This window comes from Gordonibacter sp. 28C, from assembly GCF_003339845.1.
GTDB lineage: Bacteria > Actinomycetota > Coriobacteriia > Coriobacteriales > Eggerthellaceae > Gordonibacter.
Genome location: NZ_PPTR01000003.1, coordinates 58,218 through 74,522 on the forward strand (window position 1 = coordinate 58,218; position 16,305 = coordinate 74,522).

Below are 16,305 nucleotides of genomic sequence, written 5' to 3' on the forward strand. Positions count from 1 at the left end.
TTAGGCTATCCTTCAAGGTGAAGCCGCCGAACCGACCCACTCACCGCCGCGCGTATCGACCACGAAACGCACCAGCGGCGGCATCGCCCGTCCGTCCGCTCCGCTCGGAGCGCCGCAAACGCCCCTCGAAGACCGCAAGGAGTCGTTCCATGAAGAAACTGCTTGGAGTGCTGCTCGGACTGCTCGTCGTCGTGGTGCTGGTGGGCGTGGGCCTGGTGGCCCTTTCGAACCCCTCGCTCGGCCCGGTGAGCGACGCGGCGCAGAGCGCCAAGGCGGCCGTCGCGAACGTCGCCATGGACGCCGCCGACGTCAAGGGGAAGATCAACGACGCCGTGGAATCGAACCGCTCAGCCATCCAGGCCGCCACCGGCCTGACCGACGAGCAGTTCGACGAAGCCGTGGCCGGCCTGGCCATAAACGACTGGCAAGCCGTCGCGTTGCCGGGCGACGCCGTGGCAACCGGCACGGAGAGCGCCAGCGCCCTGGGGGTCGACGGCACCATCACCACCTACGAGGATCCCTCCTACGTCACGGTGAACGCCTACGGGCAGAACGTCACCCTGGCCGTGCCCGAAAGCGCGCAAGCCTACCTGCCGTACCTCACGCTGCTCGGATAGCCGGCTCTGCAGGCGGCGTCCGCAAACCCCCTACCCCGCGCGGGCCTCCTTCAGGCGGCGCTGGTAGGCGCGCACGATCTGCGATAGCGTGAAGCACACGACGAAGTAGATCGCGGCCATGATGCCGAAGATGGCGAATATCTGCACCGTGGAGTTGTAGCTGTTCATGAGTATCATGCCGCGGCCCATGAGCTCCTGCAGCGCCATAGCGCCCCACAGGTAGCTCGTGTCCTTGATGGTGGTGACGAACTGCGACAGCAGCGCGGGCACCATGTTGCGCAGCGCCTGCGGAAGGATGATCAGCAGGTAGGTCTGCACGGTGGAGAAGCCTTGGCTCCTTGCGGCCTCGTACTGGCCGAACGGCACGCTCGCCAGGCCGCCGCGCACGATCTCGGCAACGCTGGCGCTGGTGAAGAGGGTGAACGCCAGCACGGCCGCGCCGATGGGCGGCAGCTGCGCCACGAAGAACGTGAACATGATCCACAAAAGCAGCGGCGTGTTCTTGAACACCTCGATGTAGACGGTGGCCACGCCGCGCAGCACGCGGCTGTTCGACGTGCGCATGACGGAGATGACGGTGCCGAGCACCACCGAGCAGGCGATGGCAAGCGCGGAGATGAGCAGCGTCATGCCCAGGCCCTGCAGCAGGAATCGGAGGTTCACCCAGGTGAACAGCGCGGTTATATCGCTCATCGGTCCTCCTCTCGTCCGCCGTCGCCGTCCGCGGGCGCAACGCCGTCCGGGCGCTTGCGGCCCTTAGGCCCGGGCGTGGTGGCCGCTTCCTCGCCTGCGGCGATCTCGCCCAATTCCATCCGCATCGCACGCGCGTCGCGCTCGGCGGCTTCGGAGGCGACGCGATCGGCCTCGTTGGCCAACGCCTCCATGCTCACGTCGTCGTGCTCCACCGTCTCGGGACCGTCCGACGCCTCGCGCACGTCGAAGGCGCGGCGACGTTCCCGACGCTCCCGGCGGACGACCGCGTCTTGCGATTCCGCATCGAAATCGGCCTCGTCGCGCGGAGCGCGCACGTGGGCGTCCCGCTCGCCGGGCGCGTCCAGCTCGCCGGGCAGGTAGTCGTTGTCGAGGAAGGCCTCCTCGTCCAGCTCCGCCTCGTCGCGCGCGTCGGCCCGCAGGTGGCGCACCGCGCGGGGGCCCTCCTCGCGCGCGGCCCGCTCGGGAGCGCGTTCGGCCTCGTCGGTTCCAGGCGTCTCGCCGGCTGCGGGCGCCTCGCCGCGCCCGTCCACGCGCTTGCGCACGTCCTTCGTGATGCGGTCGCTCGTGGCCGTCTCGGCGCGGGAAGCCAGCGCCTCGTCGGCCGCCGGCGTGCGGTTCGAACCCAGGTCGCGCACGCCCTGCGCCACGGCATGGGAGGAAGCCGGCTCGGCGGCGCCCGGCTCGACCCCGTCGCTCGCCACGCCTTCGACGCCGCGACGGGCCGCCACGCGGCGCTCCAGGCGCCGATGCGCCTTCACGCGGCCGGCCTTGGTGCGCATGATGCGGGCCGCGCACGCCTCGTCGTCGCCGCACTCCTCGGCTATCTCCTGCGCTATCTCGCGGCCGATCTCGTCGGCGATCTCGGCGGCCACGCGGCCGGTGAACGCCTGCTCCAGCGGCCCGCGCTCCCCCGCCTCGGCGTCGGCGTCCTCGCCCAGCACGTGCAGCGGGTGGCGCGGCGAGGGGGCCTGCCGGGCCGGGGCTATGTCCACCGTGTCGAGCATGGTGCCCACGCCGCCGGCCATGGCGTCGGCCGCCGCGCGCCCGGTGATGTCGTGCGTGCCCGGCGTGACCTCCATCGTGTCCTCGCCCAGCTCCTCGGTGGCGTCGCCCGTTGCCAGGTGCCGGTGCGCGCGGGTGCGGCGCTCCAGGTACAGCGCCAAGCGCGACAGCGGGAAGCAGATGACGAAGTACAGGATCGCGGCCACCACGTACACGGGCCCGTAGTAGCTCGTGGCCCCGGCGAACGAGTTCGAGAAGTACATGAGCTCGCCGCCCGCGATGAGCGCGAGCACCGAGGTGTTCTTCACCAGGTTCGCCGCCTGCACGGCCAAAGGCGGCATGATGATGCGTATGGCCTGGGGCAGAATGATCACGAACATGGTCTGCCAGTACGAGAAGCCCTGGCTCCTCGCCGCCTCGAACTGGCCGCGGTGGATGGAGCCGATACCGCTGCGCACGACCTCGGATATGTAGCCGCCGTGGTAGATGCCGATGGCCAGCACGCCGATCCAGAACGCGGCCAGAGAAAGCCCCAGCAGCGGGAAGATGGCGTAGAACACGAACACCTGCAGAAGCAGCGGCACGTTCTGCACCACTTCCACGTACACGCGGGTGATCCAGCGCAAAGGCGCGATGCGCGACACGGACAGCACGCCGAACACGATGCCCAAAACCAGCGCGATGACCAGGGCGAGCGCCGAGATGCCCACCGTGGTGCCGAACGCGGCCAGGATGTCGGGCCAGCGTTGGAAGAGCGCCTCCCATTTGTAGGGGGCGAAGATGTCAAGCATCCTGGCCACCGCCCTTCCCGTCGCCGGCGGGCGCGTCGTCCACGAGCCCCCAGCGCTCCTCGAGCGAGCGCAGCGTGCCGTCGTCGGCCATGGCGGCGATGGCGGCGTCCACCTGGTCGGCCAGCTGGGTGTTCGACTTCTTCGTGGCCACGCCGTACTCCTGCGGCGCGAACTGCGTGTCCAGCAGCATGGTGGAGCCGTCCACGTAGCCGTTCAAGATGGAGCGGTCCACCGAGAACGCGTCCACGCGCCCGGTGACCAGCGCGATCTTGATCTCGGGGTAGGTGGAGTACTCGGCGAACTTCATGTGGATGCCGATCTCGTCGCCGGCGGCCGTGAGCTTGTCGCGCGTCGTGGCCGACAGCGCCACGCCCACGGTCTTGCCGTCCAGGTCGCGCAGGTCGGTGATGCCCGACGACTTCTTCACCAGCACGCCGATGTGGTCGGTGTAGTAGGGGCGCGAGAAGTTGTAGCTCTTCTTGCGCGCGTCGGTGATGGTGAACGTGGCCAGCGTCGCGTCGAGCGTGCCGTTGTCGAGCATCGCGCCGCGCGTGGTCACGTTCACGCCCGTCACCTGCAACGCGTCGGGGCTGCCCTTGATGCGCTTGGCCAGCTCGCGCGCGATGTCCACCTCCATGCCCTCGATGTTGCCCGTCTCGGGGTTCTGGAAGCCGAAGCCGGGCACGTCGATCTTCGTGCCCACGCGCAGCACGTCTGCGTCGGCGGTGCACCCCGTGAGGGCAAGGGGCGCGCCGAACGCGAGCCCGGCCGCCGCGAGCGCCGAAGCGCGTATGAAGCCTCTCCTGGTCAGCATGGCGCGCCTCACAGTATCTTCGAGAGGAAGCTCTTGACGCGGGCGTTGTCCGTCTCGTCGAACAGGTAATGCGGCGATCCCTGGTCCACCACCAGGCCGTTCTCCATGAACACGACCTTGTCGGCCGCCTCGCGGGCCAGCCCCATCTCATGGGTGACCATGACGATGGTCATGCTGGTCTCGGCGAGCGACTTGATGACGTCGAGCACCTCCTGCACCATCTCGGGGTCGAGCGCGCTCGTGGGCTCGTCCAGCAGCATGATCTTCGGATGCATGTTGAGGGCGCGGGCGATGGCCACGCGCTGTTGCTGGCCGCCGGAGAGCTGGTCGGGGTACTGGTTGAGCTTGCTCTCCAGCCCCACGCGTTCAAGGTACGCCCGCCCGTCGCGCTCGGCCTGCTCGCGCGGCACCTTGAGCACCTTGATGGGCGCGAGCGTCACGTTCTCGAGCACGGTCTTGTGCGGGTAGAGGTTGTAGCTCTGGAACACCATGGCCACGTCGCGCGCGAGGGCGCGGGCGTTGACCTTGCGGTCCGCGAGGTCCATGCCGTCCACCACGATGGACCCGGAGTCCGGCGTCTCGAGCCCGTTGATGCAGCGGATGAGCACGCTCTTGCCCGAGCCCGAGGGGCCGATGATCACCACCTTCTCGCCGGAGGCGACTTCGAGCGACACGCCGCGAAGCGCCTCCACCGCGCCGAAGTTCTTGCGTATGTCCTTGACCGATATAGCGCTGCCCACAGCAGAAGCCTCCCGTTTCCCGCGTGAAAGGCCGCGATCGTCTGCGCGCCGCGGTCCTGCCAGAATTCATGACAACATGCGTCGCCCAGTCTAGCACGCACGCCATCTCCCCAGATGGCAGGGAGGTTACGGGAGATTGACGATAGCGAAAGCGGCGTGCGGAGGCTGCGCATCATGCCATCATGAGCGAGCGAAGCGGGTTCGTTGGATCCCGCGCGGTGCCAACCGCGAGACCTCCGGCTATCGCCGCACGGGATCCTTCGACTCCGGCCTACGGCCTCCGCTCAGGATGACAAGGGGAGGGCTTCGATCCCAGAGGATGACGGCGAGCCGCCCTACCGCGCGAACATCAGACGCTCGCTGTTGAACATGCGCTGCAGCGCGAGCACGCCCGCGCCGGTGTACACGAGGTTGCTCAGCACGCACACGGCCACGTTCACCGGTTGGAAGTCGAACGTGAATATGCCGATCATGCACTGCACGGAGTTGTACAGCGGGACAAGGTAGTACCAGAACTCCGCCTTCGCCCCTCCGCCGAACATGCCGAGGATGCCCACGAGCATGACCACGATCATGAGCGGCGTCAGGTACATGCCCGCCTCCTTCGTGGTCCTCGCCAGCGCCGACACCATGGTGATGAGCACGACCACCAAAAGCGTGGCGGACACCACCACCAGCACGAGCAGCAGGTAGTCGGTCGGACCGTACACGTTCATGTCCACGGCGCCCTGCATGATGCTGGGCAGCCCCGCGAAGATGCCCAGCATGCTGGACGCGGCGATGGCCAGGCCGATGAGCGTGACGGCCAGCACCTTGCCAAGCGCGATGTCGCGCCGCTTGATGGGCGTGGCCAGGAGCGTGGCCATGGTGCCGCGCTCCTTCTCGCCCGCCACCGACTCCGACGCGATGGACATGCAGCTGGTGAACAGCAGGATGAGCAGCAGCATGGGAACGATGGACACCACGACGGAACCGGCGATGTCGCGCTCCTCGGCCACGTCGTAGGCGCCTTGCCCCGCGTTCACGTCGAAGCGGTTCGCCAGGGACGACTCGTAGGCGTCGAGCAGGGACGTGAACGCCGAGAACGCCTTCGCCGAATCGGGGTCGGTGGAGTTGAAGTAGATCTCCACCTGCGGGGCCCGATCGCCCGAGGCCGGATCGTACGCGGCCACGTCCCGGTCGAACCCTTCGGGGAACACGGCGAAGGCCTTCACGTCGCCCCGTTCTATGCGCTTGCGCATCTCGTCGGAATCGGGCAGGGCGGCCTCGGGCACCGCGTCGATGCCGGCCTGCGGCGCCAGCCCCTCGATGCTCGCCGGCTCGTTCACCACCGCCACGACCGGTTGCTTCGTGTCGTCCGGAGAGAACATGCTGCCCATGGCGTCGCCCATGACGGTCCACATGAGGAAGATGAGCAGGCCGGGCAGCGCGATGGAGACGACGGCCGACACCTTGTTGCTGAAGAACTTCGCCAGCTCCTTCTTGGCTATCGTGAGCGCGTTGCTTTTCATGAGGCCTCCCCTGCGCAGGCGGCGTACAGGTCGAAGAACGCGTCCTCGAGCGAACGGCCGCCCGTCAGCTCGGGCAGCGTGCCCGCGGCCACCATGCGGCCGTCGATGATGACGCCGGCTCGGTCGCACACCTTTTCCACCAGGCTGAAAATGTGCGTGGACAAGAGGATGGTCTTGCCCTCGGACCGAAGCTCCGCCAAAAAGTCGGTCACCGTCTTGGCCGTGAGCACGTCCAGGCCGTTCGTGGGCTCGTCGAAGATGATGACGCCGGGGTCGTGCACGAGCGACACCGCGAGCGAGGTCTTCTGCTTCATACCCGTGGACAGGTCGGCCACTTTCGTCTGCGCGAACCGGTCGATGCCGAAGCGCTCGAACAGCGCCCGCTTGCGCTCGTCGCGCACGGCCGCGTCCACGTGGTGCAGCTCCGAGAAGAAGTCGAACAGGTAGTCGGGCGAGAACGCCTCTTCCAGCTTGAGCTCGCTCGTCAGGAATCCGATGAGGCGGCGCACCTCCATGGGGTCGGACACGACGGACGCGCCCTTCACGACCGCGTCGCCCGCATCGGGCTTCACAAGCGCCGCGAGCATGCGCAGCGTGGTGGTCTTGCCGGCGCCGTTGGGGCCCAGCAGGCCGTATATCTCGCCGCGACGCACGTCGAACGACAAGTCGTCCACGGCGATCTTGGTACGTGCCTCGGTATGCTCCAGTTTGCGTTGCTTCGCGGAGAGCCTGAAGGTCTTCTTCAGGTTCCGCACGGTGATGGCGTTGTCCACAGGGCGGGCCTCGTCTCGTCGGTTCGTTTTCGGATCGCACCAGTATAGCAGGAAAGTGTCAGCCTCGGTCCAAAGCGCAAACATCTGTTCCTTATTCCATTTAGCTCGCGACGAAGGTTCATGCCGCCGACAAACCGGCTGCATCAGAGGCCCCATGCACGAAAAACCCTCCGGGAATGCACGAAAACCGCCGACGTCCGATGTTTGGAGGGCCGAAAAGGCGCCCCTGCGCGAACGGTGTCGCGCGGGCGCGAGCATGTCGCCCTTCCAAACAGGCGTTTTCTTGCAGGGCGCAGACTCTGTGGGAAGAGAGCGCTCCGCCGAACATCAGACGTCGGCGGTTTTTGTGCATTTCGACGCGATCTGCGTGCGCACACCCCGGCCGAAAACCTCCCGCCAAGCGAAAGTTCGGGTCAAATGGTTACGGGTGTCCCGTGCACGACGGCTCCGATCCTCAATGCTATACTGAATTGAGAGTAATAGAGAAGATGCGCAGCTCGACGACGGAACCGGCACAGCTGGCGTCGATGAGAGGGGAACGCCATGGACTTGCTGGTGGACAGCGCGTACTGGGCAGACGCTTATCGCCGGGCGGTGGGCGAAGACGCTCCCGGCACGAAGAAGGATTGGGACGCGAAGGCGCGCGGATTCGCCCACAAGAGCCGGCGCAGCAGTTACATCGACCAGCTCGTCGACCTGCTAGCCCTGGAGCCGGGCGAGAACGTGTTTGACATGGGCGCCGGGTCGGGCACCCTCAGCATCCCGCTCGCACAGCGCGGCCACGCCGTGGTCGCCGTGGACTTCTCGCCCGGGATGCTCGGCGAGCTCGCGGCCGGGGCGCGGGAAGCCGGCGTGGAGGTGTCCGCGTTCGAGCGCTCGTGGCAGGACGACTGGACGGACCTGCCGTGCGCCGACGTGGCCGTCGCGTCGCGCTCGCTCATCACCGACGACTTGGCAGGCGCCTGCGCGAAGCTTGAGAGCAAGGCCCGCAGCCGCGTGGCCGTCACCATGCCGGGCGGCGAGACCCCCATGGTGGACCTGCGCATGCTGCGGACCATGGGCCGCCCGGCGAGCGAGCAGGAGCAGCGGCGCGGGTTCGTCGCCGCGCTGAACTACCTGTTCGCCAGCGGGCGGCGCCCCTCGGTGAGCCACATCGCCTACCCTCGCCGCTGGCACGCCCCCAGCCGCAAGCAGCTTCTCGAGGCGGCGGAATCCACCGCCCGCCCGCAGGACGCCGCCGAACGCGACGCCCTGCGGCGCTTCGTCGAGCGCCACGCGACCGTCGACGCCGAAACGGGCGAATGCGCGCTCGACTACGAGCAGAACATCGTCTGGAGCTGCATGATCTGGCCGGTCCCAGAGCGGGAGGCGCGGTTTTCGGACTAGCAGGCAAACGTGCCCAAGCGAACGTCTTCCGTAGGGCAAGGGCTCTGCCCTGCGGAATGGCATAAAACGAGCGCGCACCACGCTTTTCGACATGAACTCACCGCCGCGCGCCCCCAACCACGAAGCCAGCCTCCATAGCGGCAATGCGATCAGCCAGACGGCTGCGCCTACGATGCAGCATGACGGTTGCCTTCTCGCCGAGTATAATGCCTCAACAAGCAGCACGGATCGCCCCCTCTGTTCGGCGCATCTCGATGCATGATCGAGCTTCGCTACAGTGGAAAGCAAGGAAGCAGGTGGCGCTATGAAGAAACGGAAGATGGCTATCGCAGCCGTTGCGGTGGTGCTCATCGTATCCTTGTCGGCAAACGCGATGTTGCTCGTCACCCACGACGGAGCGAAAAAATCGTTTCAGCACTCCCTCAACGCCAGCCTGTCGAACATGCAGGTTTTGACAGGGAGCGTGGCCTCTCTCGAAGCCGAGAAAACAAACTGGTTGGAAGACGAGCGCATGGGATCCCTCGAAAGGGAATGCAATCTGGCGGATCGGGAAATAAGCAATCTGAACGCCATCAAGGTATTTCCCCGATCAATGCCCCAGTTCAGAAGCTATTATCTCGAAATTGAGAAACTGTATGCCGAAGGCGACTTCGACGCGATACGCTCGAAGGCCGAAGACCTCGAGGAATACCTAGGAAGTCTGTGCCCGCCCGACAGCGAGCGAAGCCCTTATAGTCACGAACCGGATTACACTCTGAGCACGGATCGCGTCTTCTCGCTCACCGAGGCTTTCCTGAAAGACTATCCGCTCACCATAAGCGCGGTGCACTAACAATCCCAAGGACGTTGGCGCCCTTGAGACCGGCCGATCAGGCTGCCGCCGACGCCGCGCTTTCGCCCTCGGCGGCATCGACGCTCGAACCGGCCGCGTTCGCGGCTTCGGCCTCCTCGCGTTCCAGCACGCGCTGCATGGCGGCGATGGCGCACTCGATCTGGCCGTCGTCGGGCTCGTTCGTGGTGAGGTACTGCATCTGCATGCCGGGCCACAGGATAACCTTCACCAGCGGGTTGTCGGGGTGGCTGCCGGCCCAGCGCACGGTGATCTCGTAGGAGATGCCGGCTATCACGGGCATGAGCAGAATGCGCACAAGTATGACCAGCGCCAGCTTCGGCGCGCCGTCGGGCACGCCCCAGGCGGCGATCAGGCCGTTGATGGGCGTGACGGTGTACACGATGATGGCGATGATCATGACCATGATGAGGAACGCCGTGCCGCAGCGCACGTGCAGGCGCGGGAAGCTGCGCGCGTTCTCGGGCGTGAGCGGAAGTCCGTGCTCGTAGCAGTGGATGGTCTTGTGCTCGGCGCCGTGGTAGCCGAACATGCGCTTGATCTCCTGCATGCGCCCGATGAGCCACAGGTAGAACACGAACACCGCCACGCGCAGAAGGCCGTCCACGATGTTCCACAGAACCGTGTTCTGGTCGTACTCGCCCACCACGAGGTTCGTGATGAACGCCGGCGCCACGATGAACAGCACCACGCCCAGCACCAGGCCGAGCACCATGGACACCGCCATGGCGCCCTTGCCGAACTCCGCCTCCTGGTCGAGGAAAGGCTTCTTCTCGGGCTCGGGCTCGGGCTCGGCGCCGTCCGCGCCGGGCGGGCAGCAGCCCGCCCCTACGGGGGCGTCCGCAGCCGGGTCGCACACCACCTCGAGCGTCGTCTGCGCGCCCAACGCGTCGACCATCGTCTCGGGCCGCCCGAAGTCGTCCTTCCAGGAGAACCCCTTCTCATCAGCGAGCGAGTCGCCCGTGCCCCCCTCGACGCCCTCGATCGTGGCGGCATCGCCAGAGGAAGCGTTACCCTCGGAGCGGAGGGGGCGGGAGGGGTCTGAGGCGAGTTCCGCACGAGCCGGACAGTCCAGCGGACTGTCCGTGCGAGCAGGACTGCCCGAGCCGCAGGCCCCCTCCGCCCCCTCCGCGCCCTCGCCGGTCGCCTCGTCCTCCGCGAACGCGTGCTCCGCCGCGATCTCCAACGCTTTGAAGCCCAGCACGAGCGACTCGACGAGCGCCCGGCACCCGCGCACGAGCGGCCAGTGCAGCCACCCGTTCTTCTTGCGGCCGCTTGCCAGGTCGTGTTCCTCCACGTAGATGTCGCCGGCGGGCTCGCGCACGGCCACCGACCAGTTGTACTTGCCGCGCATCATGATGCCCTCGATGAGGGCTTGGCCGCCCACGTGCGTCTTGCGTGCGCCGTCCTCGGAGAACGCGCGGGAAAGGTCGCTCTTCTGTTCCGCCATGCCTAGCCCCTCGTCACGCGCGGGTACGGGTTCCCGCAGGTCATCTTGCCTTCAGGGCAGGCCCCGCTCACGCAGGGCGCGCCGGCGTCCATGAAGACGAACGGTGCCGTGGGGCGGGCCAGCTCCAGCATGCGGTGCGCCATCTCGCGGATCTCCCACTGCGCGCGGTTGCAGCAGCGCAAACGGAAGAAGTGCAGCAGCTCGCGCACGTTCATGGTGATGACGATCTTCGTCTCGGCGGCGTTCGGCAGCAGGTAGCGCGCGTCCTCGGCGGGAACGCCCGCCGCGAGAAGCTTCTCGTAGGCCGCGATGGCAGCCTCGATGGCCTGGTCGAACACGGCCTCGGCGTCCGGGTCCGCCGCGATGCTCTCGGGCTTCACCGTGGCCAGCCCGTCGGTGAACTTCACGTAGCGCTGGCTCTGCTGGTTGAAGCTGGCTATGCGGTGGCGCACCAGCTGGTGCGTGAGCGCGCGCGACACGCCGTCTACGGCGAACGTGTAGCTGGCGTGCTCCAGCGTGGAGAAGTGCCCGCTGCCCATGATGGTGGACAGCACGCTCTTCACGCGCTCCTCGGGCATGGTTTCCATGAGCTCGGCGGCGCCCACGGGCGCGTAGCACAGGCGCGCCGCCGTGGCGATGGCGCGTTCGGGATCGGGCGTGTGGTACAGCAATTCGACGTGCATGGGACGGATGCTCCTCGATTCGGGATAAGTTTGCGGTTCGCGCGCATCTTGACGTTTTCTTTCGCTAGTATAGTAACCGATGCCGACAACCCGCGATGCGAAAGGCTTCCCCATGACCGAAAACTCCACGCCCGAAGCGCCCGCGAGCGCACCCTCCGACGACGCGACGTGCGCCTTCACGCCGCTGCTCACCACACGCGACTGGAACGGGGAATGGAAGGAGCTGCAGAAGGCCCGCCGACGGGCGGACGACTCGTCCTACTGGGACAAGCGCGCCTCCACGTTCACCTCGAAGGACTCCCCCACGCCCTACGTGCAGCGCTTCCTGGACCTGGCCGGCATCGAGCCGGGCGAGACGGTGTTCGACATGGGATGCGGAACCGGCGCGCTGTCGCTGCCGCTGGGCAAGCGGGGGCACAAGGTGGTCGCCGCCGATTTCTCGCAGGGCATGCTCGACCGCATGGGCGAGGCGCTCGCGCGCAACGGCGTGGATAGCGTCAAACCGGTGCGCATGAGCTGGGAGGACAATTGGGCCGCGCACGGCGTGGAGCCCGGCTCGGCGGACGTGTGCGTGGCGTCGCGCTCCATCGCCACGGCCGATTTGGAGGACTCGCTCATGCGCCTGGACGCCGTGGCGCGCCGCCGCGTGTGCATCACGCTGCCCACCGGCTCGTCGCCGCGCACCGACGAGCGCATCCTAAGCGCCATCGGCCTGCAGCGCTCGCTCGGGCGCGACTACCTGTACGCGTTCATGATCCTGGCGAACCGGGGCATCAGGCCCGAGGTGGCCTACATCACCAGCACGCGCACCGACACGTACGACTCGTTCGACGAGGCGTACCAGGAACTCGCCCGCATGGTGGACAGCGCCTCGGGAGCCATGGTACCCGCCGCCGAGCGCGAAGCCGCGCTCGAACGGCTGCGCACGTGGCTGGACGGCAACCTAGAGGACAACCCGGACGCCGGAAAGGCCGACCAGGACGACCAGCCCCAAAAGCGCCTGCGTCTGCGCGAACCCCGCGTGGTCACCTGGGCGTTCATAGCCTGGGACAAGTAGGAGGCACGAACAGACCGAGGCGGATCAAGCCAAGGCGCGTATTCTGGTTCCCAACTCATAAATCGGGAGCAGCGGACGATGCCGATTCGAAAAAAGACCGCTTGGCAGCCTCAACCGCGAGAAGTACGCGATTTTCCCGATTGAGCGCCGAGGCTTCGGGGTCGTAGTCGATCACGGTGAAGGACATGTTCGGGTAACGTTTCGCCAGTCCATGGAGGGCTCCGCGAGCATGGACATGTCCTTTAAGGCAGCCGAAAGCCTGCAGGTAGATCACGTGGTCAACACCGAGCTCGACGAATCGGTTAAGCTCGGACAGGTAGCGCGCATCGTCGACGAAAAGACCTTCAGGACGCGGCAGGACAACCTCGCACCCTTCACGCTCGATCAGATCGACGATACCGTTGTTCATGAAGACGTCGAACACGAACAGCGCGTTGCCAACGAGCCCGACACGCGGGCGCTTTGAACTGCAAGACCGACGGCTTGCTTCGAGCAGAATACTGCTAGGCCATTCGTCTGTCCAACAAACGTCGAAGTTGCGCCCGATGGCATGGGCGACGATATCGGGAACGGCATCGAGCACGCAACGGCTACAGACCCGGGGCGCCCTGACGGCACTCAGGCTTCGGTCGCCATTCGCCATACGTATAGCCCGACCTGCAAGGGCTTTCGCCACGAAGCAGGCGCCGTCGGGAACCGCGCGCAACGCTACATCGATATCTTTTTTCTCAATGGATCCGAGCAGATGGACGCATCGTGCGCCCAATCGCACTCCCCCGGCTGAATCGGCAAAGGCCGACGGATCGAGCTCCGTCGCTTCGGCCCTGCCGCCAGCTCCTCCGCCTTCGAGCGCTTCGGCAAGCGTACGCAAGCGAATACGAACGTGCGCCGTGTCGGCAATGCCATCGATCTTGAGCGAAGTGAAGGATTTGCCGGCCCCCTCAAGCGCTTTGCGCGCGTAGGGCAGACTGACGGCATCGTACGCGCAGCCGAACGACTGAAGGCCCACGAATTCGAGAGCCGGATCCGATGCCGCTAGTCGAGCAAGCTCCGCAAGGCGAGACTCCCGTCCCCAGGAGCCGTCGCCCTTTGATCCGCGATCGGCTTCGGACGCATCCGACATCGAGGGAAAAAGCACAGCGAAGCCCAGATCCGCAAGCACGTTGTCGATACCGTGCATGACGGCAGGATCGCTATGATAAGGGTGCCCTCCCAAGACCACGCCCCGCCTCCCCGGCCCATGAGCCCAAGCCAGCGCATGCACGTTGCCTTCGCTTACGGTTCTCTCGAATTTCTCTTGGGCCTCAAGGGCAGAAGCGATTGCCGCCTCGAGTTCCTCAGCCGTCACCGGAGAAAACCTCGCAACACCGGACACATCGTTGATGCTCTCGAGCAAAGCATACCTGTCGTCATCGTCGTCGGCAGAAGCGATCGATCTCGCGCCGCGAAGCATCGGCGAGACGAGAAGGACCTCCCCCTCGCGAACGACAGGGGTGCAGTCGGCGACGGCCCCAGCGTACCCGCAGACAACAGGACAACGCCCCTCTCGCACATACCGGGGCATGAAGACGACATCGGCTCGCCCGTTGCGGAACAAGTCGTACAAACGCATATGCGTAAGCTTCGCCGAATGGCAGACGCTCTCCGAGGGAACGGTCGCCGCACCCTCGCGGGCGACCCCGCCCGCCTCTGCTCGCCGATCATCGGGCACCGCTATCGAAAAACCCAGCTTTTCAAAGAAGGCATGCCAGAACGGCATCTGGGCGTAAAGGTAGAGCGTGTTCATGATTCCAATACGAACATGCGCGCGACGACCGGAACCATCGGCACTCGAAAAACGCCGGAGCAACTTCTGCCCGAGCGCGACCACGTTCGGAGGGCGGCGAGCGCGGCGAGCTCCAACGCCCCTTTCCGCCCCTACGGCTTCATAAGCGCGTCCGCATCGATTGCCGCTGATGAAGAGCCTTCCCTCACCGAAGTCCACCAACGACAACGGACAACCGTTGCCGCATCCCGGACAGCGCATGCTGCGACGCACTGGCGAGAGGCGGTTGAGCTCCGCCTGTTCGACAAGCCCGCTTCGCACGCCCTCGCCCCCTTGTTTCTGCGCAGCCTGCGCCCTTGACCGGGCCGTGAGCGCCGCGCCAACGGCCCCCATGAGGTGCGCGGTGTCGGGACGAATCGCGCTCGTTCCGCTCACGAGCTCGAACGCTCGAAGAACCGCATCGGACATAAACGCTCCGCCCTGCACCACCACGCAATCTCCAAGCGTATCGAGTTTTTCGGCGCCGATGATTCGGAAGAGCGCGTTTCGCACCACGGAGTATGCGATACCCGCAGCGATGTCCGACACGGCAACCCCGACCTTCTGCGCATGGCGCACGCGCGAGGTCATGAAAACGGTGCACTTAGCGCCAAGATCGACGGGCGATTGGGCAAACAGCGCCTCGTCGGAGAAGCGATCCGGGGTCGAGCGCAGGGAGTAAGCCGTCCCCTCGACGAACGATCCGCATCCGCTCGAGCAGGCCTCGTTCAGCACGGCATCCGTGACACGCCCTTCATGCACCCAGATGGCTTTCATGTCCTGTCCGCCTATGTCGAGCAAGAACGTGAGATCGGGTTGGAACATTCGGGCCGCCCGAGCATGAGCGAGGGTTTCAACAACTCCCGAATCGATGCCCAGACCCGCCTTGAGCACTTCCTCTCCGTACCCGCACGCCACAGCATGGGCGACGTGGACATAAGGCACTCCGTTCACGGCGCGCGGCATAGCAGCGTAGAATCTTTTCAACATGTCGATCGTCGTTTGGAGCACCTCGCCGCCCGTTTGCCGATATTCGGAATAGGCAAGCCGCCCTCTTTCGTCGAGAACGGCAATCTTCACGGCGGTCGAACCTGCATCTATGCCCAGGTAGAGTGGCCCTTCGCAGTCGAAAAGCCGCACGCGCGGCATCTTGCACAAAGCGTGGCGACGTTTGAAGGAAGCGTAGTCCTCTTCGGATTCGAACAGGCGGGGCAGCCTTCCCAAATCGTTCTCAAGGGCTGGCAGGCGAGCCAACTGCCCTTCGATGGTGAGAAGGGAGACGGGCGGGCGACGGCCTCCTCCCTTACCCCAAGCTTCCGCGCCGAAGAGGGCCGCACCTCGAGCGGTGAACAAATGGGCATCGATCGGCTTGATACCGTCCCGCACGGTGAGACCCAGCGCCGATCGGAACCGGCGCACAAGCTCGGGAATGTGCTCCATAGGTCCGCCGAGAAACACGACGGTGCCTTCGATGGGGCGACCGCAGGCAAGCCCTCCCAAGGTTTGGCGCACCACGGCCTCGAGCGCGCTCGCAGCGATGTCGGACGTTTCCGCCCCCCTGTTGAGCAACGGGCGGATATCCGTCTGGGCGAACACGGCGCAACGCGACGAAATAGGATAAATGCGCTTCGCTCCCAGCGCGAGCTTGCTTATCTCGCTCGATTTCGAGCCTATCATGAACGCGATCGTGTCTATGAACCCTCCGGTGCCGCCTGCGCAGGTGGCGTTCATGCGCTGCTCGAGGCCATGGGTGAGATAAACGAGCTTCGCGTCTTCGCCGCCCAGTTCGATGATGGCATCCGCTTGGGGATACGTCCGCTGCACCGCCTTCGTCACGGCGACAACCTCCTGCACGAAGGGCAATCCAAGCATTTCGGAAATGCCGATACCGGCCGATCCGGTTACTCCCACGGTTCCTGCGATGTCACCGAATTGCCACGTCAGCTCGTGAAGCACTTCGGAAAGCGTCGACTTGACGTCCGATCGGTGCCTCCGATAAACCGAGTGAACCGTGTTGCCGCCCCCATCAAGGACAACCACTTTGATCGTTTTGGAGCCGACGTCTATTCCGATGCGGTTCAACAAACCAAACTCCCTCGTTGTCGCCATCGCA

General features: G+C 65.8%; 13 protein-coding genes. 4 read left to right on the top strand and 9 right to left on the bottom strand.

The features are described 5' to 3' along the window. Positions 1-149 precede the first annotated feature (149 nt). A complete protein-coding gene (locus tag C1878_RS04525; RefSeq protein WP_114600511.1) occupies positions 150-617 on the top strand; it encodes a hypothetical protein in 468 nt (155 codons plus the stop codon). Between the two features lie 30 nt (positions 618-647). Here C1878_RS04525 and C1878_RS04530 read toward each other — a convergent pair whose 3' ends face one another. From C1878_RS04530 to C1878_RS04555, 6 genes are all read right to left on the bottom strand, one after another. Continuing rightward, entirely contained in the window at positions 648-1,310 is a 663-nt protein-coding gene (locus C1878_RS04530) for an amino acid ABC transporter permease (protein ID WP_114600512.1), read from the bottom strand. Continuing rightward, the gene (locus C1878_RS04535) at positions 1,307-3,124 is read right to left on the bottom strand and encodes an amino acid ABC transporter permease (protein WP_114600513.1); all 1,818 of its coding nucleotides are present in this window, start codon (positions 3,122-3,124) and stop codon (positions 1,307-1,309) included. Before C1878_RS04535 ends, C1878_RS04530 begins: the two co-directional genes overlap by 4 nt. Next, positions 3,117-3,938 (bottom strand): transporter substrate-binding domain-containing protein, encoded by an 822-nt coding sequence (locus C1878_RS04540; RefSeq protein WP_114600514.1) that lies wholly within the window; start codon positions 3,936-3,938, stop codon positions 3,117-3,119. The genes C1878_RS04535 and C1878_RS04540 overlap by 8 nt, the downstream gene beginning before the upstream one ends. Before the next feature lie 8 nt (positions 3,939-3,946). Beyond that, on the bottom strand, positions 3,947-4,678 hold the full coding sequence (locus tag C1878_RS04545) for an amino acid ABC transporter ATP-binding protein (protein WP_114600515.1): 732 nt from the start codon (positions 4,676-4,678) through the stop codon (positions 3,947-3,949). Positions 4,679-5,013: 335 nt separating this feature from the next. Further along, positions 5,014-6,189: an ABC transporter permease gene (locus C1878_RS04550; RefSeq protein WP_114600516.1), complete on the bottom strand. Its 1,176-nt coding sequence runs from the start codon at positions 6,187-6,189 to the stop codon at positions 5,014-5,016. Continuing rightward, positions 6,186-6,962: an ABC transporter ATP-binding protein gene (locus C1878_RS04555; protein ID WP_114600517.1), complete on the bottom strand. Its 777-nt coding sequence runs from the start codon at positions 6,960-6,962 to the stop codon at positions 6,186-6,188. The genes C1878_RS04550 and C1878_RS04555 overlap by 4 nt, the downstream gene beginning before the upstream one ends. Positions 6,963-7,505: 543 nt before the next feature. On the opposite strand from C1878_RS04555, the gene C1878_RS04560 reads away from it, so the two are divergent. Then, on the top strand, positions 7,506-8,348 hold the full coding sequence (locus C1878_RS04560; protein WP_114600518.1) for a class I SAM-dependent methyltransferase: 843 nt from the start codon (positions 7,506-7,508) through the stop codon (positions 8,346-8,348). Between the two features lie 304 nt (positions 8,349-8,652). Next, positions 8,653-9,180 (top strand): hypothetical protein, encoded by a 528-nt coding sequence (locus C1878_RS04565; protein WP_114600519.1) that lies wholly within the window; start codon positions 8,653-8,655, stop codon positions 9,178-9,180. Between the two features lie 37 nt (positions 9,181-9,217). Here C1878_RS04565 and C1878_RS04570 read toward each other — a convergent pair whose 3' ends face one another. Together C1878_RS04570 and thyX are read right to left on the bottom strand one after the other, a co-directional pair. Further along, positions 9,218-10,648, bottom strand: a complete 1,431-nt coding sequence (locus C1878_RS04570; RefSeq protein ID WP_114600520.1) for a DUF1385 domain-containing protein — start codon at positions 10,646-10,648, stop codon at positions 9,218-9,220. Positions 10,649-10,650: 2 nt separating this feature from the next. Further along, positions 10,651-11,331, bottom strand: coding sequence for an FAD-dependent thymidylate synthase (gene thyX, locus C1878_RS04575; RefSeq protein WP_114600521.1), 681 nt, complete (start codon positions 11,329-11,331; stop codon positions 10,651-10,653). Between the two features lie 112 nt (positions 11,332-11,443). Here thyX and C1878_RS04580 point away from each other — a divergent pair, with 112 nt between their 5' ends. Then, positions 11,444-12,388, top strand: coding sequence for a class I SAM-dependent methyltransferase (locus C1878_RS04580; protein WP_114600522.1), 945 nt, complete (start codon positions 11,444-11,446; stop codon positions 12,386-12,388). 55 nt (positions 12,389-12,443) lie between these two features. Here the strand turns inward: C1878_RS04580 and C1878_RS04585 are convergent, their stop codons facing one another. Next, entirely contained in the window at positions 12,444-16,301 is a 3,858-nt protein-coding gene (locus C1878_RS04585) for a BadF/BadG/BcrA/BcrD ATPase family protein (protein WP_114600523.1), read from the bottom strand. Positions 16,302-16,305 lie beyond the last annotated feature (4 nt).

Coding starts and splice junctions, on each gene's coding strand:
- C1878_RS04580 (WP_114600522.1), top strand. CDS start 11,444: ATGACCGAAAACTCCACGCCCGAAGCGCCCGCGAGCGCACCCTCCGAC.
- thyX (WP_114600521.1), bottom strand. CDS start 11,331: ATGCACGTCGAATTGCTGTACCACACGCCCGATCCCGAACGCGCCATC.
- C1878_RS04585 (WP_114600523.1), bottom strand. CDS start 16,301: ATGGCGACAACGAGGGAGTTTGGTTTGTTGAACCGCATCGGAATAGAC.
- C1878_RS04570 (WP_114600520.1), bottom strand. CDS start 10,648: ATGGCGGAACAGAAGAGCGACCTTTCCCGCGCGTTCTCCGAGGACGGC.
- C1878_RS04560 (WP_114600518.1), top strand. CDS start 7,506: ATGGACTTGCTGGTGGACAGCGCGTACTGGGCAGACGCTTATCGCCGG.
- C1878_RS04540 (WP_114600514.1), bottom strand. CDS start 3,938: ATGCTGACCAGGAGAGGCTTCATACGCGCTTCGGCGCTCGCGGCGGCC.
- C1878_RS04530 (WP_114600512.1), bottom strand. CDS start 1,310: ATGAGCGATATAACCGCGCTGTTCACCTGGGTGAACCTCCGATTCCTG.
- C1878_RS04535 (WP_114600513.1), bottom strand. CDS start 3,124: ATGCTTGACATCTTCGCCCCCTACAAATGGGAGGCGCTCTTCCAACGC.
- C1878_RS04525 (WP_114600511.1), top strand. CDS start 150: ATGAAGAAACTGCTTGGAGTGCTGCTCGGACTGCTCGTCGTCGTGGTG.
- C1878_RS04565 (WP_114600519.1), top strand. CDS start 8,653: ATGAAGAAACGGAAGATGGCTATCGCAGCCGTTGCGGTGGTGCTCATC.
- C1878_RS04550 (WP_114600516.1), bottom strand. CDS start 6,189: ATGAAAAGCAACGCGCTCACGATAGCCAAGAAGGAGCTGGCGAAGTTC.